Genomic DNA, 18,810 nt, shown 5'->3' on the forward strand with positions numbered 1-18,810 from the left:
TGCGGCTCCGCCGCGTGGCAGGAGCTTCGCCCTTGGACCCCCGGGGTCTGGGGCGAAGCCCCAGTCTCGGGAAGGGGCGGGGTGGGGGAGGGCCCGCTGCAGGCGTCAAGATCCGCCGGACACGGCCCAACCCCCGGACCGGTCCCCGGTCTCATCCGTGGCCTGGTCCTCGGGCGGGCTCTCGGCCTGGCCCCCGGGCCAGGTCGCCGAGGCGGTCCGGGTCTCGATGTGCATACCGAGCGGCACCCGCCAGTCGTCCACGCACACCTCCCAGGTCTTCTCCTTCTTCTCGCCCGTCCCGATCGGCACCGGCAGGTCGCGCTTCGACTCGATCGTCGCCCAGTCGATGCCGAGGGCGTCGATGATGTGGGTCGCGAAGGTGATCGTCCCCGAGGTCACGGGGGCGCCCCCGGTGTTCCGGAACTCGACGGTCACCTTCTCGCACCAGCGGTCGTCGGCCGCCGTGCGTACGAGCTCGCCGAGCGTCAGCTCGGCCGGGCCGCTCGGGGTGGAGGGCGAGCCGGGCGTGGACTCAGGGGGCGCCGAGCCCCCGCCTGAGCCGCCTGGGTCGGTCGGGCCGCTTGAGCTGCCGGGTGTCCCGGAGCCGCCCGATCCGCTTCCGTCGCTCGCGCCGTCAGAAGGACTGTCGGCCCGGTCACCGTCTCTCCCGGGCGATTCGCCCGGCGTCGGCGTCGCGGCGGACCCGTCCGGCCGGGGCGAGGCGCCCGGGGCGCTCGGAGCCCCGGTGCCCCCGGCCCCGGAGGGCCGCCGCTTCCCGTCCCGGCCGGAGCCCTTGCCCGTGCCGTCGCCGTTGCCGTCGAGCGGCACCAGCTCCACGTCGCCCCTCGGCGGCGCGGATGTGGCCCGCGGTGCGTCCGGTCCGGCCGCCTCGGCCGCCAGATATCCGTCGTCGCCGCCGGCGCAGCCGCTGAGCAGCGCGCCGAGGCACAGTGCGGCCGCCGAGGAGGCGATCGCCGTGCCCCGGCGGCCCGTTGTCCGGCTCCACGCGTATCGCATCGGGCCAGTGTGGCTGACGCCCCGTCAGGAGTACAGGGTCACACAACAGCCCACCGGAGGCGCCCGACGGACGGCGCGTCAGTCGGCGATGAGGCCCTCTCGCAGCTGCGCCAGAGTCCGCGTCAGCAGCCGTGAGACATGCATCTGGGAGATCCCGACCTCTTCGCCGATTTGCGACTGCGTCATGTTGGCGAAGAAGCGGAGCATGATGATCTGGCGCTCGCGCGGCGGGAGTTTGGCCAGCAGCGGCTTGAGAGACTCGCGGTACTCCACCCCCTCCAGGGCGGTGTCCTCGTAGCCGAGCCGGTCGGCCAGCGACCCCTCGCCGCCGTCGTCCTCGGGGGACGGGGAGTCGAGCGAGGAGGCGGTGTAGGCGTTGCCCACCGCGAGCCCGTCGACCACGTCCTCCTCCGAGACGCCGAGCGCGGTGGCGAGCTCGGGGACCGTCGGGGAGCGGTCGAGCTTCTGTGACAGCTCGTCACTGGCCTTGGTGAGGGCCAGACGCAGCTCCTGGAGCCGCCGCGGCACCCGTACGGACCAGCTGGTGTCGCGGAAGAAGCGCTTGATCTCGCCCACGACGGTCGGCATGGCGAAGGTCGGGAACTCCACGCCCCGCTCGCAGTCGAACCGGTCGATCGCCTTGATCAGGCCGATCGTCCCGACCTGGACGATGTCCTCCATCGGTTCGTTGCGGCTGCGGAACCGGGCCGCGGCGTAGCGCACCAGAGGGAGGTTCAGCTCGATGAGGGTGTCACGTACGTAGGTGCGCTCCGCGCTGTCCCGGTCGAGCGCGGCGAGCCGCAGAAACAGGGAGCGGGAGAGGGTGCGGGTGTCGATGGCGTCGCCGTCGTTGAGCACGTGCGGTGCGTCGTTGGTGAGCACCTTCGAGCTGCCCAGTTCTACGGACATGCCACCCCCTTTGGGTCGCGGACGGATCCCAGCTGCGCTCGTCGCGTCGAACGCAGCCTCCCCCTGAATACCGGAGGTCGGGCCGCGGCAAACGCGGTTCAAGCAGAATGTCACATGTCGGCAACACGCTGTAGCGCCATGTCGACATTACTGCCCGGAAGGAGTGAGGGAGGGGTCCCCCGTCCCGGTTATGACTCGATCCGGTTTGCGGACCTGAGTCTGGCAAAGCTGCGGGACAGCAGCCGTGAGACATGCATCTGCGAGACGCCGAGCTCGGCGCTGATCTGAGATTGAGTCAGATTGCTGTAGTAACGCAGCAAAAGGATGCGCTGCTCGCGCTCGGGCAGTTGGACGAGGAGGTGCCGCACCAGATCGCGGTGCTCGACTCCGGCGAGCGCCGGATCCTCGTAGCCGAGCCGGTCGACCAGCCCTGGCAGTCCGTCACCTTCCTGGGCGGCCTCGAGCGAGGTGGCGTGGTACGAGCGCCCGGCCTCGATGCAGGCCAGCACCTCGTCCTCGCCGAGCCCGAGCCGTTCGGCGATCTCGGCCGTGGTGGGGGACCGGCCGTGCAGCACCGTCAGATCCTCGGTCGCGCCGTTGACCTGCACCCACAGCTCATGGAGCCGGCGCGGCACATGGACGGTGCGGACGTTGTCGCGGAAGTAGCGCTTGATCTCGCCGACCACGGTGGGCATGGCGAAGGTCGGGAACTGCACCCCGCGCTCGGGGTCGAACCGGTCGATCGCGTTGATCAGGCCGATCGTCCCGACCTGGACCACGTCCTCCATCGGCTCGTTGCGGCTGCGGAACCGGGCCGCGGCGTAGCGCACCAGCGGCAGGTTGGCCTCGATCAGCGCGTCGCGCACGCGGGCGTGTTCGGGGGTGCCGGGCGTCAGGCAGGAGAGCTCGGCGAACAGCACCTGGGTGAGCGCCCTGGCGTCCGCCCCGCGGCTTCTGCCGCTGTCGCTGCCGCCGTCGCCCTGGGGCGGGGTTCTTGGCGCGGTACGGGCCGACACGGTCACGCCACCCCTTCACGATGTACTCACCCGGCAAAGCGGTCATAGCATCACAAGACATGTGCACTGTGTGCAAGCACCGCATTACTACGTGTTGGTGGCGGTATTGCTACGTGTTCGAAAGGTGAAGTGAGGGAGGGAGGGGGTGTCCGCGGGGGTGCGGGCAGGCATGGAACAACCCCCGGCGGGGCGGGGCCGGGGGTCCGAAGGGGCCTGGTGGGAGCCAGTGGCCGGTTGGTCGGCCGGGCGGATGATCGGTTGAATCAGTTGATCAGTTCGGTCATGAACTCGCCGACGCTCTTGGCGGCGTCCGATATGCCCTCGAAGCCCACCTGGACCAGGTCGGCGGCGCGCGCCGGGCTGTTGATGATCGTGTACAGCACGAAGACGATGAGCATGTAGAGCACGACTTTCTTCGCCTGTGCCATCTCGTGCTGCCTCCCCGCGGACCCCTGTGCAGTCGCGTGAGTCTATCCACACGTTTGGCGCAGTGGTCGCATCAGTCCTACGAATCAAATCGTGTCCCGCGCCGAGCTCGGGCCCCTTCCGCACGCGTACGCGGGCACCGCGGGGCACGGTGGGCAAAGCGGGGTGCAAGGGTGGATTCTGGGAGTGGAGGGGCATGGAGCGGGCGAGCGGCCGGAAGGGGGCTCGGATGCGTGTCGGTGTGCTGACCGGTGGCGGCGACTGCCCGGGCCTCAACGCGGCGATCCGCGCGATCGTGCGCAAGGGCGTGCAGGAGTGCGGCTTCGAGTTCGTCGGCCTGCGGGACGGCTGGCGCGGCGCCCTGGAGGGCGCGGTCGTGCCGCTGGACATCCCTGCCGTACGCGGCATCCTCCCGCGCGGCGGGACCATCCTCGGCTCCTCCCGGACCAACCCGCTCAAGAGCGAGGACGGGGTGGCCCGGGTGCGGGAGACCCTTGCGGCGTACGAGATGGACGCGCTCATCGCGATCGGCGGCGAGGACACGCTCGGGGTCGCGGCGGTGCTGGCAGGCGAGGGGATCGGCGTGGTCGGCGTGCCCAAGACCATCGACAACGACGTCACGGGCACCGACTACACCTTCGGCTTCGACACCGCGGTCAATATCGCGACCGAGGCCATCGACCGCCTGCACACCACCGCCGAGTCGCACTCCCGGACGCTGGTCGTCGAGGTGATGGGCCGGCACGCGGGCTGGATCGCCCTGCACTCGGGCATCGCGGGCGGCGCCAACGTCATCCTCATCCCCGAGCAGCCGTTCGACGTGGATCAGGTCTGCGCCTGGGTGGAGGACCGCTTCAAGATCCGGTACGCCCCGATCGTCGTGGTGGCCGAGGGCGCGGTCCCGAAGGCGGGGCAGATGGTGGTGAAGGACTCCTCGCTCGACGAGTTCGGCCATGTGCGGCTGTCGGGCATCGGGGAGTGGCTGGCGCGGGAGATCGCCGACCGCACCGGCAAGGAGGCCCGTACCACGGTCCTCGGGCACATCCAGCGCGGCGGCACCCCCAGCGCGTTCGACCGCTGGCTGGCGACGCGCTTCGGGCTGCGCGCGATCGACGCGGTGTACGAGCGGGACTTCGGCACGATGGTGGCGCTGCGCGGCGCGGACATCGTGCGGGTGCCGCTGTCCGAGGTCACGGTGGGGACCAAGGGCGTCGACCCGGCCCTCTACGCGGAGTTCGGCGTCTTCTTCGGCTGAGCCCGACAGCCCGACAGCCCGACAGCTCGATGGGCCGATGGGCCGATGGGCCGACGGGAGTCAGGCCGGGTGCGGGACCACGGCGACCGGGCAGCGCGCGTGGTGCAGTACGGCGTGGGCGACCGGCCCGAGGTGCCGCTCGGCGACCCGGTCGCCCGTACGGCGGCCGACGACCAGCAGCAGCGCCCGTTCCGAGGATCTGACCAGCGCCTGAGCCGGGTTGAGCAGGACGACGTCGATGAGGACCTCGACCCGCGGATGGCTCGCCCGCCACGGCCGCAGGGCGTCGGCCACCGCCTGGCCCTCCTGGTCCTCCCACATGGCGCGGTCCTCTTCGAGGACGCCGATCATCCACGCGGAGGGGGTGGGCGCGGGCAGCGCCCACGCGTGCACCACGCGCAGCCGGGCCCGGCGCGCCTGGGCGGCGCGGAAGGCGAAGTCGGCGGTCTCGGCCATCCGGCCGTGCGTGTCGAGGGCGGCCACGACCTCGGCTTCCGCGCCCGCCCCGGCCTCCGTACCCGCCCCGGCGCACCCCTCGGGGACCGTCACCACGGGGCAGTCCGCGGCGGTCGCCACCCGCAGCGCCACGGATCCCACCGCCAGCCCGTCGAAGCCGCCCCACCCGCGCGCCCCCACGACCAGGAGCCCGGCGCTCCGCGCCGCCCTGAGCAGCGCCTTGTCCGCGGCCGTCGCGATGTGTTCGCCGGTCACCTCCAGGCCCGGATGGCGGTCGGCGAGGTCCGCCGCGGCCTGCTGGATCATCTGCGCGCCGACGTGCCGCCAGGCGTCCGCGCCCGGTACGGGGGAGATCCGGGGCGGAAGGGGCTGGGAGGCGTGCAACAGCAGCAGCGGAACCGCTCGGTCCAGCGCCTCCCCGGCGGCCCAGCCGGCCGCCGCCAGACTGTGCTCGGAACCGTCGACTCCGGCCACAACGGGTCCGTTCATCAGAGGCTCCTTTCCTCATTTAGTCTAGATATGAGGTGAATGTCCGTAGTAGTGGTCGGGGAGGGGAAGCGTCGAAGGGAAGGTGACCGGGGATGAGCGTGCCCGTACGGCGAGGGCGGTCCGGTGTGCCGGCCGAACAGCGGCTCTCCAGGTGGCGGAGCCCCATGGCGGAGCTCGATGAGATCTTCGAGCAGATGGGCACGCTGCTGGAGTCCACCGTCGGCGGTGGACTGCCGCCCACCGCACCGGGGCGGGCGTGGACGCCGCCGGCCGAGGTGACCGAGACCGACGAGGCGTACACGGTCGAACTCGAACTGCCCGGCGCCCGGCGGGACGACATCGACGTCGAGGTCGGCGAGCGGGAACTGACCGTCTCCGGCGAGCTGAAGAAGCCGGAGCGCCCCGGGGCGCTGCGCCGCAGCACGCGCCGCACCGGCCGGTTCGAGTTCCGTATGGCGCTGCCCGGCGAGGTGAACGCCGACAAGGCGAGCGCGCGGCTGGCCGGCGGGGTGCTCGGCCTGACCGTCCCGAAGGCCGAGGCCACCAAGCCGCGCCGGGTCGAGATCGCCGGCGGCGAACAGTAGGCGAGGCGGTCGCCGGTTTCTCTTGCTGCTTGGAGCAGTGCGAAGTGTTGCTGTACTCTCCATCTGACGGATCGTCAGATTAGGGTGTCCGGTCGGATCGCCGGACGCCAGGGGAGAGGACGGCATGGCTGGCGAGACGAACGGCGCAACCGAACTGCCCATGGTCATCAGCGTGGACGACCACGTGATCGAGCCCGCGCACCTCTTCGACACCTGGCTGCCCGCCAAGTACCGGGACCGTGGCCCGAAGCCCATGACCGCCGGAATCGGCGAGTTGGCCTACATCGGCGGCAAATACCGCATCACCACCGACCCGGACGGCCCGCCGACCGACTGGTGGACGTACGAGGGGCTGCTGTTCCCGTACAAGCGGATCATCGCGGCCGTCGGCTTCTCGCGCGACGAGATGACCCTCGAAGGCATCACCCGCGAGCAGATGCGGCGCGGCTGCTGGGACCCCAAGGCCCGGATCGCGGACATGGAGATGAACCACGTCGAGGCCTCGCTGTGCTTCCCGACCTTCCCGCGCTTCTGCGGCCAGACCTTCGCCGAGGCCGACGACAAGGAGGTCGGCCTCGCGTGCGTGCGCGCGTACAACGACTGGATGGTGGAGGAGTGGTGCGGCGACAGCGGCGGGCGGCTGATCCCGCTGTGCCTGATCCCGCTGTGGGACGTGGAGCTGGCCGTCCAGGAGATCCGCCGGAACGCGGCGCGGGGCGTGCGCGCCGTGACGTTCAGCGAGATCCCCACGTATCTGGGGCTGCCGAGCATCCACAGCGGCTACTGGGACCCGTTCTTCGCGGAGTGCGAGGCCACGGGCACGGTGGTGTGCATGCACATCGGCTCGTCCTCCCAGATGCCCGCCGCCTCACCGGACGCCCCACCCGCCGTCCAGGCGGCCCTGAGCTTCAACAACGCCATGGCGTCGATGATGGACTTCCTGTTCAGCGGCGTCCTGGTGCGCTTCCCGCGGCTGAAGCTCGCGTACGCCGAGGGCCAGATGGGATGGATCCCCTACGCCCTGGAGCGCGCGGACGACGTCTGGGAGGAGCACCGGGCCTGGGGCGGGGTGCGCGACCTGATCCCGGAGCCGCCGTCCACGTACTACTACCGGCAGATCTTCTGCTGCTTCTTCCGCGACAAGCACGGCGTCGCCTCGCTGGACACCGTCGGCGTGGACAACGCGACCTTCGAGACGGACTATCCGCACGTCGACTCGACCTGGCCGCACACCAAGCGCGTCGCGGCCGAGCATGTGACCGGGCTGCCGCCGGAGACCGTCTACAAGATCCTCCGGGGCAACGCGATCCGGATGCTCGACCTCGACTTCGACAAGGACCGGGTGGGCTAGCGCTCCTGCGGGGCCCGGCGGCGCCGGCCCGAAGGCGATGGCGACGATGTCATCCACTCTCGACCTCGTCCGCCGCCGCCCCGACATCGACGGCATGGCCGAGGCCGTGATCCTCGGCGACGCCCTCCTTGTCGCGCTCCGCCGCCTGGCCCAGGTCCACCACTCCGCCGCGCTCTTCGACGCAGACGCCGGCGCCGGCGCTGAGCCACACGGCTGATATGGGCCACCCGGCCGACGGGCCCGAGGTGCGGGCGGCGCGGGTCGCGGTGAGGCTGGTCGTATGGAGGACAAGACCAGGGACCGGCCCCGCGTGGTGGTGGACGAGCCGCTCGACGGCCGCCGCCGAGTCATGATCGACGGCAAGGACGTCGGGGTCGTCGTCAGCGCCGACGAACTGCGCGGCGTACTGAGCCGTGCGGGCCTGATGGCGGCGGACGCCCCCATCGACGACCCGCAGCTCATCGAGTGGCACGGCGGCGGCCCCGACGACTGGCCGGCGGCGTAGGCTCCGCAGGTTCCAAGTAGTCCGGTTGGCCGCGCCGCCGCACCGCGCCGCCGATCCGGGTGAGCGCGGCGGGGACGCGCCATGTGCTGGTGACCGTGACGCCACCGAGCCGGTCGGCCGGCGACCTCCGGGAGCCCACCAGTGCCAGCGCCGCGTTGAAGGCGAAGAAGGCCACGCCGACGACCCAGCACAGCACCGAGAGCCCGATCGCGCCCCCGGCCAGCAGACAACAGGCCAGCGCATACCAGCCGACGTCGACCAGCGTGGTCATGGCGGCACGCACCCCGGCCCGGCCCCGCCCGGGCCGCCCGCTGTCACGGCGCCGCACGACGCACAGGGCCGTCAGCGCCTGCCCTGGGGTGCGGCCCATCACGCCCAGCGAGAGGAAGTGGTAGACGAAGGTGGACACGACCAGCGCCGCGAAGGCCTGCTGGACGGCCGTCACCGCATGCCGCCACAGCGACTCCCCGACGTCCTGGCCCGCCCCCGCCAAGTCGCCGTTCGAGGTGCGGGCGCTGAACGGGACGGAACGGGACGGAAACCGGGACAGAGCGCGACAAGGGCCCCGACCTGTTGGGATCGGGGCCCTTGTCTTTGCACTTCAGAGCGGTAGCGGTGGGATTTGAACCCACGGAGGAGTTGCCCCCTCACACGCTTTCGAGGCGTGCTCCTTAGGCCGCTCGGACACGCTACCGAGAGAGAGCTTAGCGGACGGGTGGCCGTGCTCCTAAATCGGTTATGGGCGGGGGGTGCGGAAGAAGGCGGTGAGGAGCGCGGCGCACTGGTCGGCGAGGACGCCGGAGACGACCTCGGGGCGGTGGTTGAGGCGGCGGTCGCGGACGACGTCCCAGAGGGAGCCGACGGCGCCGGCCTTGTCGTCGATGGCGCCGTAGACCACGCGGTCCAGGCGGGACAGGACGATCGCGCCGGCGCACATGGTGCAGGGTTCGAGCGTCACCACAAGAGTGCATCCGGTCAGGCGCCAGCCGCCGAGACGGGCGGCGGCGTCGCGGAGCGCGAGGATCTCGGCGTGGGCTGTGGGGTCGCCGTGGGCCTCGCGCTCGTTGCGGCCGTGGCCGAGGGGGGAGCCGTCGGGGCCCAGCACGATGGCGCCGACCGGCACGTCGCCCGTCTCCGGCGCCCGCGCCGCCTCCTCCAGCGCCAGGCGCATGGTGGAGCGCCAGGGGTCGCGGAGGGGGTCGGGGGCGGGCCCGGAGATGAGGCCGGACAGCGGATCGGTCATGGCACCAGTGTGGCGGACGGCGCGGCCTGGGTCCGGCGTCGAAGGGGGCGCCCTCCGACGTCAGGGCCTGGATCGGCAGCGGTCAGCGCACCGCCTCCAGCCCCTCCATGCTGCACCCCAGCATGTCGGCGATGGATTCGAGCGCGTCCCCGTCCAGGGCCTTCAGCTCCTTCTCGTCCATGCCGAGGTCGGCGAGGATGTCGGCGTCGCCGAGCGGGCCCGCCGGGACCGGCGTGTCCGAGTCGGCGTCCTCGTCGTCGCTCGCCTCGGGCTCACCGTCCTCGGTGCCGTCGAGGTCGACGAGGCTGTCCAGGTCCTCGTCGGGGCCCCGGCCGAGCAGTTCGTCGGTGAGCATCTGGCCGTACGAGCTGCGGGCGGCCGCGGCGGCGTCCGATACATAGATGTGCGGGTCCTCCTCGCCGTCCACGCGGACGACGCCGAACCACGCGTCTTCGTGCTCGATGAAGGCCAGCACCGTGTCGTCGTCTGAGGCCTCACGGGCCAGCTCGATCAGATCTGTCAGGGTCTCCACATCATCGAGCTCTGTGTCGCTCGCTTCCCACCCTTCTGCGGTGCGCGCGAGCAATGCGGCGAAGTACACCGTGACTCTCCCACTGGTCATAGGCGTGCCGGGGCGGGCGGGACAGTGCCCCGCCCCAATCGGCATCGTGGCAGAAACCTTCGCTTTGCGAGAGGTCTTCCGCGCTGCGTCGTGCCCCAGTCCCAAGAGATGTAACTCACGCGGACCGAAACGGACCGCTGTGAGCGCCGTCGTGCGGCCCCACCAGCGGAAGGCCCGGATGGCGTGGCGCCTGCCGCGTCCGGAGGGCCGGACAGGGGCCGGAAGGGGCGGCCGGGCGGCGTGGGCGCCGCCGGGCTCGGTTACTGTCGATGCCATGCGGATCCATGTCGTCGACCACCCGCTGGTGGCGCACAAACTCACCACGCTGCGCGACAAGCGCACCGACTCCCCCACCTTCCGGCGGCTCGCCGACGAGCTGGTCACCCTGCTCGCGTACGAGGCGACCCGGGACGTGCGCACCGAGCAGGTCGACATCGAGACCCCGGTGACGGCGACGACCGGGGTGCGGCTGTCCCACCCGCGCCCCATGGTGGTGCCGATCCTGCGGGCCGGCCTGGGGATGCTGGACGGCATGGTGCGGCTGCTGCCGACCGCCGAGGTCGGCTTCCTGGGCATGATCCGCGACGAGGAGACGCTTCAGGCGTCGACGTACGCGACCCGGATGCCCGAGGACCTCTCCGGCCGTCAGGTGTACGTCCTGGACCCGATGCTGGCGACCGGCGGGACGCTCGTCGCGGCGATCAGGGAGCTGATATCGCGGGGCGCCGACGATGTCACCGCCCTGTGTCTGCTGGCCGCGCCCGAGGGCGTGGAGACCCTGGAGCGCGAGCTGGCCGGCGCGCCCGTCACGGTGGTCACCGCCTCGGTCGACGAGCGGCTGAACGAGAACGGGTACATCGTCCCGGGGCTCGGTGACGCCGGGGACCGGATGTACGGGACGGCGGGCTGAGCGGAACGGCGGGCTGACCCGGGGCCGAGAGGGCCGGCCCCGGGGCGGTCAGCAGAACAACAGAACAACAGATCAGCAGGTCGGGGCGGGGGACGACGGCTTCGGCTCGGCCAGGGCGGTCAGCGCCTTGACGGCGTCCTTCTTCTTGACCAGGTCCTTGAAGCCGTTTCCGATGATCAGGTCGATGTCGTTGCCCGAGCGCGCGTCGTTCTTGGTCTCGGCGCCCGCGAGCTGAGTGCCGAGCACGTCGAAGGGGCCGTTGGTGGCCGCCGGGGCACCGAGCAGCATGCCGGGGGCCTTGACCTTCTTGTCGTACGCGGAGGGCGCGTTGCCCACCTTTCCGATCTTGAAGCCGCGCTTCTTCAGTTCGTCGGCGGTCTCCTTGGCCAGCCCGGTGCGCGGGGTGGCGTTGTAGACGTTGACGGTGATGTCGGCGGGCTTCGGCAGCGTCTTGGAGGCCTTGTGCGGGGCCTTCACCTGGCCCTTGACCTGGCCCTTGGCGGGCTCGCGCTTGCAGTCCGCCGTGCCGCGCGCCGCGCGCACCGTCTTCTCGTCGTCGCCGCCCGAGAACACGTCGATGAGCTGAATGGTCCCCCAGCCGACCAGGCCGAGGGCGACCGCCGCACCCATCGCGGCGAACGCGAGCCGGCGGCGGCCTCGGGGCCGGCGCATGCGCGGGTATCGATTGCCCGTGATGCGGTACTTTCCGCCCATGCCGGGAGGGGTGAGCATGCTCATAGGCGCAGCGTAGTGCCGCTCGGTGACGATGCCTACTAAATGATCAATGGTTGCCGCGCAGCCCAACCCGAAAGGGCCAACGAGGGGCCGAACGGGGGGTCGACGAGGGGTCGGCTAGCCGAGTTCGAGGACGCGCGCGTGCAGCACCTGGCGCTGCTGGAGCGCGGCGCGCACGGCGCGGTGCAGCCCGTCCTCCAGGTACAGATCGCCCTGCCATTTCACGACATGGGCGAAGAGGTCCCCGTAGAACGTCGAGTCCTCCGCGAGCAGCGTCTCGAGGTCGAGCTGCTGCTTCGTGGTGACCAGCTGGTCAAGACGTACCGGGCGTGGGGCGACATCCGCCCACTGGCGGGTGCTTTCCCGGCCGTGGTCGGGGTACGGCCGACCGTTTCCGATGCGCTTGAAGATCACACGGAAAGCCTACCGGGCAAGCGGCACCTGGCGCAGCCAAGGCGCGGGAGTGGACGGTGCCTGTCGCCCACCCCGAGGCCGCCCGGAGGTCACTCCGAGGCCACTCCGGGGCCGGGTGGGGCCGGGTGGGTCGGCATCAGGGCCGCTCCGGGCCTGCTCCGAGGGGGTGGAGCCGAAAAAGTCCGCAAATCGGGAAAAAATGCTTGAACGGGGCTAGTCGCACGGAAGGTGCGGGAGTAACGTAAATAACAGCCTGCGGGGCGAGCGAGGGAGCTCGACCGGAGACACGTTCAGGAAAGAGAACGTCAGGACTCCAGGAAGAAGGGCTTCGGTTCTTCGGAACGGAGAGGTTTTCTGGAAAGGGCGCGTCCTAGATGGCCGGGCTGAGAGGCCGGAAGGTCGGGGAGACCGGAAGGCGACCTCCAAACACCTGATCCGGACAATGCCGGCGAAGGGAGCCCACCTCGCAGGTTTTTTCCTGCCTGCGATGCGGCGGCCGCGCCGCTCAGGGGCGGCCCAGCCGCCGCTCGCCGCCGGTGCCCGGCTGATAGCTGAGCTTGTAGTGCTGGAAGACCGCCTCTTCCTCCGCGGCGGGCAGCACGCCGTCGGTCCCGATGGAGGGGGCGTCCCGCACCTGGTCCTTGGGATAGGTGACCTTCAGATAGCTCGGGCCCACCTTCGCGCCGCCCAACGGGACGAACACCAGCCGCCGCCGGGTCGGCATGCCGACCGTGACGGTCGCGAAGGCGGGTTGGTCGGTGGCGGTGTCCACATAGATCGACTCCAAGGTGCCGATCTTGCGACCGGTGCTGTCCACCACGTCACGGTCGCGCCACTTCCGGATGTCGTCGGCCTCGAACACCGTGCCCTCCAAACATCGCTTGCCCCCATCCTCCAACGGCCCTTGGCGCGCGGCCACTCCAGCGTCCGCCGGTTGCACCGACCGGCGGAGGCTCCGAGCATGGGCAGGGGAAGACAGTGGACATCAGCCGCGCAGTCCGCGCAGTCACGGAGTCCGGCATGGCAGACCGCCGAAACCCTGGCCCGTCCGCACCACCGCCGCGCTGTCTGGTCACCGGGGCGACCGGCTACCTCGGCAGCAGGCTGGTGCCCGAGCTGCTGGCGGCCGGGCATCCGGTGCGCTGCCTGGTCCGCTCGCCCGACAAGCTGCGCCGGCACCCCTGGGCCGCGCGGGTGGGGCAGGCGCGCGGGGACGTCCTGGACGCGCGGTCCGTGCGGGCGGCCCTGGAGGGCGTGGACGTCGCGTACTACCTGGTGCACTCGCTGGGGACCGGCCCCGGCTTCGAGGAGACCGACCGCCGGGCGGCCCGGATCTTCGGCGAGCAGGCGCGGGCCGCCGGGGTCCGGCGGATCGTCTACCTCGGCGGGCTGACCCCGTCCGGGGTGCCCGAGCGCGAGCTGTCGCCCCATCTGCGCTCGCGCGCCGAGGTGGGCCGGGTGCTGCTGGCGTCGGGGGTGCCGACCGCCGTACTGCGGGCCGGTGTGATCATCGGCTCGGGCTCGGCCTCGTTCGAGATGCTGCGCCATCTGACCGAACGCCTTCCGGTGATGGTCACCCCGCGCTGGGTGCGCACCCGGACCCAGCCGATCGCCGTCCGCGATGTGCTCCGGGTGCTGGTGGGCTGCGCCCGGCTGCCGTACGAGGTGAACCGCGCCTTCGACATCGGCGGGCCGGACGTGTTGACGTACCGCGACATGATGCGGCGGTACGCGGCCGTGGCCCGGCTGCCGCGGCGGCTGGTGATCCCCGTGCCGGTGCTCACCCCGTATCTCTCCAGCCTATGGGTCGGCCTGGTCACGCCCGTGCCGGGCGCCCTCGCCCGCCCGCTGGTGGAGTCGCTGCGGCATGAGGTGGTCTGCCGGGAGGACGACATCGCCCGCTATGTACCGCCGCCCCCCGACGGCCTGCTCCCGCTGGACCGGGCGCTGCGGCTGGCGCTGCGGCCGCCCGCCGCCCGGGGCGAGCCGAGCGATCCGCTGCCGACGGACCCGCCCTGGGCGCGCGGCAGCTGCCGTACGGACGACCGCGAGCGGGTGGTGGACGCCGCGCCCGAGGAGCTGTGGCAGGCGGTGGAGGGCATCGCGGGCGGTGGCCGCTGGCAGTCCCTGCCGCCCGCCTGGGCGCTGCGCGGCTGGTTGGACGCGGCGGTCGGCGGGGTGGGTCTGCACCTGGGGCGCCCGGAGGCGGCGCCGCTGCGGGCCGGGGACCGGTTGGGCTTCTGGCGAGTGGAGGCGGTGGAGCCGCGGCGGCGGCTGCGGCTGCGCTCCGAGCTGCCGCTGCCCGGGCCGGCCTGGCTGGAGATCGCGGTGGCCGAGGACGGGGCGGGCGGAGCGGTGTACCGGCAGCGCGCCGTCTTCGAGCCGCGCGGACTGACCGGACGGCTGTGCGGGTGGGGCGGCGCGGCCTGCGGCGGTCTGGTCTTCGGCGGCATGGCCCGGAACGTCGTCGCCAGGGCCGAGGCGCACGCGGCCGTGCCCGGCTGAGGGGGGGTGGGTGCCGGTGCGGGTCAGCGTCGCCCTGTTCACCGCGGATCTGCGGGTGCACGACAACCCGGTGCTGCACGGGGCGCTGCGGGAGGCGGAGAGCGTGGTGCCGCTGTTCGTCGTCGATTCCGGGATACGGGAGGCCGGTTTCGCCACGCCCAACAGGGCGGCGTTTCTCGCCGACTGCCTCGCCGATCTCGACGCGGTGCTGCGGGCGCGCGGCGGACGGCTGGTGGTCCGGCGCGGCGAGGTGGTCCAGGAGACCTGCCGGGTGGCGGAGCGCACCGGCGCCGGGTCGGTGCATCTGGCGGCCGGGGTGAGCGGTTACGCGGCGCGGCGCGAGGAGCGGCTGCGGGCGGCGCTGGCGGAGACCGGGCGCGAGCTGCGGGTGCACGAGGCGGCGCTGACGGTGGTCGCGCCCGGCGCGCTCGTCCCCTCGGGCCCCTCGGGCCCCTCGGGCGGGAGCCGGGGCAAGGACCACTTCGCGGTCTTCACGCCGTACTACCGCCGATGGCGCGAGGAGCCCTGGCGCGCCCCGCTCGCCGCGCCGCGCGCGGTCCGCGTGCCCCGGATCCGCTCCGCGGGCCTGCCCACCGCGGCGTCCCTGGCCCCGGGCGCGGCCTCCCCGGAGCTGCCCGCCGGGGGAGAGACGGCGGCCCGCCGCAGGCTGCGGCTCTGGGCGTCCGGCCCGCTGGCCGACTACGCCGAGCGCCATGACGACCTCGCCGGGGACGCCACCTCCCGGCTCTCCCCTTATCTGCACTTCGGCTGTCTGTCGCCGGGGGAGGTGGCGCGCCGGGCGCTGGAGGCGCGCGGCCCGGGTGCGGACGCGTTCGTGCGCCAGCTGGCCTGGCGGGACTTCCACCACCAGGTCCTGGCCGCGCGCCCGGACGCCGCCCACCGCGACTACCGCCCGCGCCACGACCGCTGGCGCCACGACGCGGACGAGATCGCGGCCTGGCGGGAGGGGCTGACGGGCTTTCCGGTCGTGGACGCGGCGATGCGGCAGCTGAGGCAGGAGGGCTGGATGCACAATCGGGCGCGGCTGCTGACGGCGAGCTTCCTGGCCAAGACCCTGTACGCCGACTGGCGCATCGGCGCGCGGCACTTCCTGGCGCTGCTGGTGGACGGCGACCTCGCGAACAACCAGCTCAACTGGCAGTGGGTGGCGGGCACCGGCACCGACACCCGCCCCAATCGCATCCTCAACCCGCTCGCCCAGGCGCTGCGCCACGACCCCGACGGGGCGTACGTGCGCCGCTGGGTGCCCGAACTCGCCGCCGTCCAGGGCCCCGCCGTGCACCGCCCCTGGCGGCTGCCAGGACCGGACCGCGCCGCCCTGGCCTACCCCGACCCGATCGTGGACCTCGACGAGGCGGCGGCCCGCTTCAGACGTTGCCGCGGCTCCTGAGCCTGAGCCGAAACCAGCGGCGCTTTCAGGGTTCCCGGGCCGCGTGCACCCCGTCGAACCCGACCGGCAGGTGACGCGGGCCGCGCAGCACCGCGTTCCGGCGGTACGGGGGCGGGTCCTCCAGCAGCCGGGGGTTCTCGAGCCTGCGGGCCAGCTCGGTCAGCGCGAGCTGCGCCTCCAGCCGGGCCAGCGGCGCGCCGTAGCAGATGTGGATGCCGCTGCCGAAGCCCAGGTGCTGGTTGTCCTTGCGGTCCGGGTCGAACCGGTCGGGGTCGGGGAAGCGCCGGGGGTCGCGGTTGCCCGAGGCCAGGATCAGCCAGATCGACTCGCCCTTGGGGATGGTGACGCCCGCGATGTCGACGTCGGTGAGCGGGGTGCGCTGCGGCAGCAGCTGGACCGGGGGCTCGTAGCGCAGCACCTCCTCCACCAGCGAGGCGGCCAGATGCGGATCGTCATGCAGCCGCTTGAGGACATCGGGGTGGCGCAGCAGGGTCAGCATGCCGTTGGTGATCAGGTTGACCGTCGTCTCGTGCCCGGCGATCAGCAGCAGCGAGGCGGTGCTGACCAGTTCGGCGTGGGTCATCCGCCCGTCCGGCCCGTCCCCGTGGACCAGCGCGGAGAGCATGTCCTCGCTGGGGGTGCGGCGGCGGTCCTCGATCAACTCGGACAGGTACATGCTCAGTTCGGTGCGGGCCCGCCGGACGGTGGCGCGCCGCTCCGTGGCGTCCGCGTCCGGATCGGGGTCCGCGCCGGCGACGATGGTGTCGGCCCAGTCGTGGAACAGCGGCTCGTCGTTGCGGGGCACCCCCAGCAGCCGGCAGATCACGGTCACCGGGAAGGGGTACGCGAAGTCGTCGACGAGGTCGGCCCCGTCCCGGCCCTGGAAGTCGTCGATCAGCCCGGAGACGATCCGGGCGAGCTCGCCGCGCATGTCGTGGATCCGCCGCGGGGTGTGCGGCGGCCCGAAGGGGTACATCGCGATGCGGCGCAGCCGGTCGTGGTCGGGCGGGTCGAGCCGAATGAAGTTCGGGGTCAGCATCGGGTCGTCCTCCTCGTCCTCGAGGGCGACCAGACGCGCGGCGTCCGGGTTGAGGTTGCGGCGGTCCGAGCTGATCCGCGGGTCGTGCAGCAGGCCGTGGATCTCCCAGTACGTGCTGACGAGGTACGGGCCGTCCTCGTCCCGCAGCACGGGCGTCTTCCGCAGCTCGGAGTAGAGGGGATAGGGGTCGGCGCGGTTGGCGTAGTCGATGATCTTCCGCATATACGTGCCGTGCGTCATGACGGAGTGTCCTTCCGGGTGAGGCCTCTAGGCCCGGGCGGGCGTGAAGACGATCCGCCGGTCGGTCGGTGAGTAGCCGCTGAGGGTGACGGTCGGCCCGTGGGTGGGCAGGGACGGGTCGGGGAAGTCGGCGGGGACCGGGCGCAGCGCGTCGGGGCCGCGGTCCGTGGTGGGGAAGTCCGGCGGGAAGGGCGCGGCCGTCTCGATCTGCCGCCGGTAGAAGTCCAGCCACCTGGTCCGGTCGAAGGTGACGGCGGCGATGACGCGGCCCTGATGGCCGTAGACGCCGGTGAAGCTGCGCTCGGCGAGCGACCCCTGGGCGATGAGGAGCTCGTCGCCGAGGGAGGGCACCCCGATCGACTTGATGTTCACCCCGAACTGCGCGGACCAGAAGGCGGGGACCCAGAGGTGGGGGCGGCGGTCCGGACCGGCGCTGATCATGTTGTGCGCCGCGACCTCGGCCTGCGCGACGGCGTTGCCCCAGTGTTCGAGGGACAGGAACTGGTAGCCGAAGAGCGGATGCGGGCACCGGGCGACGTCCCCGGCCGCGAAGATGTCGTCGGTGACCAGGCCCCGGACGTCGAAGACCCGGCACCCGGCGTCGCAGGCGACCCCGCGGGGCCCGGCGCCGAGCCCCGAGCCGGCGAGCCACTCGGTGTTGCGGACGGTGCCGAGCGCGATCACTGCCACGTCCACGTCGAGGGCGGTGCCGTCGGACAGATGGGCGCGCCGCAGCCGCCCGGCCGCGTCCCCCTCAAGACCCGTGACCGTGACCGAGCAGCGCAGATCGACGCCGTGCGCGCGCTGGAGCTGCGCCGCGATCTGGCCGATCACCCCGCCCAGGGCGCCCACCAGCGGCGTCGGGCCGCGCTCCGCGACGGTGACCGGCACCCCCAGCTCCCGGCAGGCGGACGCGATCTCCGAGCCGGTGAAGCCGCCGCCGATGACCAGCACCCGCCGCGGCCCGGCCGCCAGCCGGCGCCGCAGCCGCGCCGCCTCCCGGCTGGTGCGCAGCACGAAGACGCCGTCGAGCTCGGCTTCGGCGGGGTTCGGCCACGGGCGGGAGCGGACGCCGGTGGCGATCAGCAGCCGGTCGTACGGCACCTCGTCGCCGTCGGCCAAGCGCACCCGCCGGGCCGCCGGGTCCAGCCCGACCGCGGCCGTCCCCAGGCGCCAGTGGGCCTCGACCGCGCGGCGCCGGGGCAGCGTGGTGCGGTCCGCGGGCGCGTCGCCCACCAGGACCTGTTTGGACAGCGGCGGCCGGTCGTACGGCTCGTCGGGCTCGTCGCCGATGAGCGTGAGCGAGCCGGTGAACCCCTCCTCGCGCAGGGTCTCCGCGGCCCGCAGCCCGGCCAGGGACGCGCCGACGATCACGATCCGACCCTCGCGCCGCAGCCACTCCAGGCCGTCAGCGGACATCGGAGCCCACCGGGGGCAGGTCGTAAGCCTCGCCTGTTTCGCCCGTCTCGTCCACCTCGTCCAGGAGGATCGCCTGGACCGGGCAGGCGGCCACCGCGCGGGCCACCTGCTCGCGCCGCGAGTCGTCGGCGTAAGGGGTGTACCGCAGCGCCTCGTCCCCGTGCAGGGCGAACACCTCGGGCGCCAGGAAGACGCACTGCGCGTACCCCTGACAGCGGTTCAGATCGACAACAAGCCTCATCGGGCCCCGTCCTTCCACACCAG

General features: G+C 72.4%; 22 protein-coding genes and 1 tRNA gene. 8 read left to right on the top strand and 15 right to left on the bottom strand.

The genetic code is table 11. From position 1 onward, the window contains the following. Window positions 1-105: 105 nt before the first annotated feature. The 4 genes from ACZ4WQ_RS28165 to ACZ4WQ_RS28180 all read right to left on the bottom strand — a co-directional run bounded on the left by ACZ4WQ_RS28165 (window position 106) and on the right by ACZ4WQ_RS28180 (window position 3,370). Window positions 106-1,017, bottom strand: coding sequence for a hypothetical protein (locus tag ACZ4WQ_RS28165; protein ID WP_468022509.1), 912 nt, complete (start codon window positions 1,015-1,017; stop codon window positions 106-108). A 78-nt stretch (window positions 1,018-1,095) separates the two neighbouring features. Then, window positions 1,096-1,926 carry an RNA polymerase sigma factor SigF gene (locus ACZ4WQ_RS28170; protein WP_311726146.1) on the bottom strand — a complete coding sequence of 277 codons (831 nt, stop codon included), beginning with the start codon at window positions 1,924-1,926 and terminating at the stop codon, window positions 1,096-1,098. A 188-nt stretch (window positions 1,927-2,114) separates the two neighbouring features. Then, window positions 2,115-2,948, bottom strand: coding sequence for an RNA polymerase sigma factor SigF (locus ACZ4WQ_RS28175; protein ID WP_089514418.1), 834 nt, complete (start codon window positions 2,946-2,948; stop codon window positions 2,115-2,117). A gap of 257 nt (window positions 2,949-3,205) precedes the next feature. Continuing rightward, entirely contained in the window at window positions 3,206-3,370 is a 165-nt protein-coding gene (locus tag ACZ4WQ_RS28180) for a hypothetical protein (RefSeq protein WP_311726147.1), read from the bottom strand. A 227-nt stretch (window positions 3,371-3,597) separates the two neighbouring features. Between ACZ4WQ_RS28180 and ACZ4WQ_RS28185 the strand changes: the two genes are divergently transcribed. Beyond that, window positions 3,598-4,623, top strand: a complete 1,026-nt coding sequence (locus ACZ4WQ_RS28185; protein WP_311726148.1) for a 6-phosphofructokinase — start codon at window positions 3,598-3,600, stop codon at window positions 4,621-4,623. A gap of 60 nt (window positions 4,624-4,683) precedes the next feature. On the opposite strand, the gene ACZ4WQ_RS28190 is transcribed toward ACZ4WQ_RS28185, so the two are convergent. Next, a complete protein-coding gene (locus ACZ4WQ_RS28190; RefSeq protein ID WP_311726149.1) occupies window positions 4,684-5,568 on the bottom strand; it encodes a universal stress protein in 885 nt (294 codons plus the stop codon). A gap of 164 nt (window positions 5,569-5,732) precedes the next feature. Here ACZ4WQ_RS28190 and ACZ4WQ_RS28195 point away from each other — a divergent pair, with 164 nt between their 5' ends. The 4 genes from ACZ4WQ_RS28195 (at window position 5,733) to ACZ4WQ_RS28210 (ending at window position 8,008) form a co-directional block, all read left to right on the top strand. Then, window positions 5,733-6,152: an Hsp20/alpha crystallin family protein gene (locus ACZ4WQ_RS28195; RefSeq protein WP_311726150.1), complete on the top strand. Its 420-nt coding sequence runs from the start codon at window positions 5,733-5,735 to the stop codon at window positions 6,150-6,152. Between the two features lie 124 nt (window positions 6,153-6,276). Then, window positions 6,277-7,503 carry an amidohydrolase family protein gene (locus ACZ4WQ_RS28200; protein WP_311726151.1) on the top strand — a complete coding sequence of 409 codons (1,227 nt, stop codon included), beginning with the start codon at window positions 6,277-6,279 and terminating at the stop codon, window positions 7,501-7,503. A 46-nt stretch (window positions 7,504-7,549) separates the two neighbouring features. Next, complete coding sequence (locus ACZ4WQ_RS28205; protein WP_311726153.1) at window positions 7,550-7,720, top strand: hypothetical protein; 171 nt, start codon at window positions 7,550-7,552, stop codon at window positions 7,718-7,720. A 63-nt stretch (window positions 7,721-7,783) separates the two neighbouring features. Then, window positions 7,784-8,008 (top strand): hypothetical protein, encoded by a 225-nt coding sequence (locus tag ACZ4WQ_RS28210; RefSeq protein ID WP_311726154.1) that lies wholly within the window; start codon window positions 7,784-7,786, stop codon window positions 8,006-8,008. On the opposite strand, the gene ACZ4WQ_RS28215 is transcribed toward ACZ4WQ_RS28210, so the two are convergent. The 4 genes from ACZ4WQ_RS28215 to ACZ4WQ_RS28230 form a co-directional block, all read right to left on the bottom strand. Next, entirely contained in the window at window positions 7,962-8,501 is a 540-nt protein-coding gene (locus ACZ4WQ_RS28215; protein WP_468022510.1) for an RDD family protein, read from the bottom strand. The two genes, ACZ4WQ_RS28210 and ACZ4WQ_RS28215, sit on opposite strands and share 47 nt — an antisense overlap. 114 nt (window positions 8,502-8,615) lie before the next feature. Continuing rightward, window positions 8,616-8,702, bottom strand: a tRNA-Ser gene (locus ACZ4WQ_RS28220). A gap of 42 nt (window positions 8,703-8,744) precedes the next feature. Further along, a complete protein-coding gene (tadA, locus tag ACZ4WQ_RS28225; RefSeq protein ID WP_398376050.1) occupies window positions 8,745-9,251 on the bottom strand; it encodes a tRNA adenosine(34) deaminase TadA in 507 nt (168 codons plus the stop codon). An 82-nt stretch (window positions 9,252-9,333) separates the two neighbouring features. After that, window positions 9,334-9,873: a tRNA adenosine deaminase-associated protein gene (locus tag ACZ4WQ_RS28230; protein WP_311726157.1), complete on the bottom strand. Its 540-nt coding sequence runs from the start codon at window positions 9,871-9,873 to the stop codon at window positions 9,334-9,336. 274 nt (window positions 9,874-10,147) lie between these two features. On the opposite strand from ACZ4WQ_RS28230, the gene upp reads away from it, so the two are divergent. After that, complete coding sequence (gene upp, locus ACZ4WQ_RS28235; protein ID WP_311726158.1) at window positions 10,148-10,783, top strand: uracil phosphoribosyltransferase; 636 nt, start codon at window positions 10,148-10,150, stop codon at window positions 10,781-10,783. A gap of 72 nt (window positions 10,784-10,855) precedes the next feature. On the opposite strand, the gene ACZ4WQ_RS28240 is transcribed toward upp, so the two are convergent. From ACZ4WQ_RS28240 to ACZ4WQ_RS28250, 3 genes are all read right to left on the bottom strand, one after another. After that, on the bottom strand, window positions 10,856-11,521 hold the full coding sequence (locus tag ACZ4WQ_RS28240; protein WP_398376049.1) for a LytR C-terminal domain-containing protein: 666 nt from the start codon (window positions 11,519-11,521) through the stop codon (window positions 10,856-10,858). Between the two features lie 114 nt (window positions 11,522-11,635). Further along, window positions 11,636-11,932 carry a type II toxin-antitoxin system VapB family antitoxin gene (locus ACZ4WQ_RS28245; RefSeq protein ID WP_003986294.1) on the bottom strand — a complete coding sequence of 99 codons (297 nt, stop codon included), beginning with the start codon at window positions 11,930-11,932 and terminating at the stop codon, window positions 11,636-11,638. A 505-nt stretch (window positions 11,933-12,437) separates the two neighbouring features. Further along, a complete protein-coding gene (locus ACZ4WQ_RS28250) occupies window positions 12,438-12,794 on the bottom strand; it encodes a PRC-barrel domain-containing protein (protein WP_311726160.1) in 357 nt (118 codons plus the stop codon). Between the two features lie 158 nt (window positions 12,795-12,952). On the opposite strand from ACZ4WQ_RS28250, the gene ACZ4WQ_RS28255 reads away from it, so the two are divergent. Continuing rightward, the gene (locus ACZ4WQ_RS28255) at window positions 12,953-14,437 is read left to right on the top strand and encodes an SDR family oxidoreductase (RefSeq protein ID WP_468022511.1); all 1,485 of its coding nucleotides are present in this window, start codon (window positions 12,953-12,955) and stop codon (window positions 14,435-14,437) included. A gap of 16 nt (window positions 14,438-14,453) precedes the next feature. Continuing rightward, window positions 14,454-15,848: a cryptochrome/photolyase family protein gene (locus tag ACZ4WQ_RS28260; protein ID WP_468022564.1), complete on the top strand. Its 1,395-nt coding sequence runs from the start codon at window positions 14,454-14,456 to the stop codon at window positions 15,846-15,848. Window positions 15,849-15,873: 25 nt separating this feature from the next. Here the strand turns inward: ACZ4WQ_RS28260 and ACZ4WQ_RS28265 are convergent, their stop codons facing one another. The 3 genes from ACZ4WQ_RS28265 to ACZ4WQ_RS28275 are packed head-to-tail and all read right to left on the bottom strand — an operon-like array spanning window position 15,874 to window position 18,787. Further along, window positions 15,874-17,127 (bottom strand): cytochrome P450, encoded by a 1,254-nt coding sequence (locus ACZ4WQ_RS28265; RefSeq protein WP_311726163.1) that lies wholly within the window; start codon window positions 17,125-17,127, stop codon window positions 15,874-15,876. A gap of 27 nt (window positions 17,128-17,154) precedes the next feature. Further along, a complete protein-coding gene (locus ACZ4WQ_RS28270) occupies window positions 17,155-18,546 on the bottom strand; it encodes an NAD(P)/FAD-dependent oxidoreductase (protein WP_311726164.1) in 1,392 nt (463 codons plus the stop codon). Then, window positions 18,536-18,787 carry a ferredoxin gene (locus tag ACZ4WQ_RS28275; protein WP_468022512.1) on the bottom strand — a complete coding sequence of 84 codons (252 nt, stop codon included), beginning with the start codon at window positions 18,785-18,787 and terminating at the stop codon, window positions 18,536-18,538. The genes ACZ4WQ_RS28270 and ACZ4WQ_RS28275 overlap by 11 nt, the downstream gene beginning before the upstream one ends. Window positions 18,788-18,810 lie beyond the last annotated feature (23 nt).

The organism is Streptomyces sp. NPDC028305 (assembly GCF_055569495.1).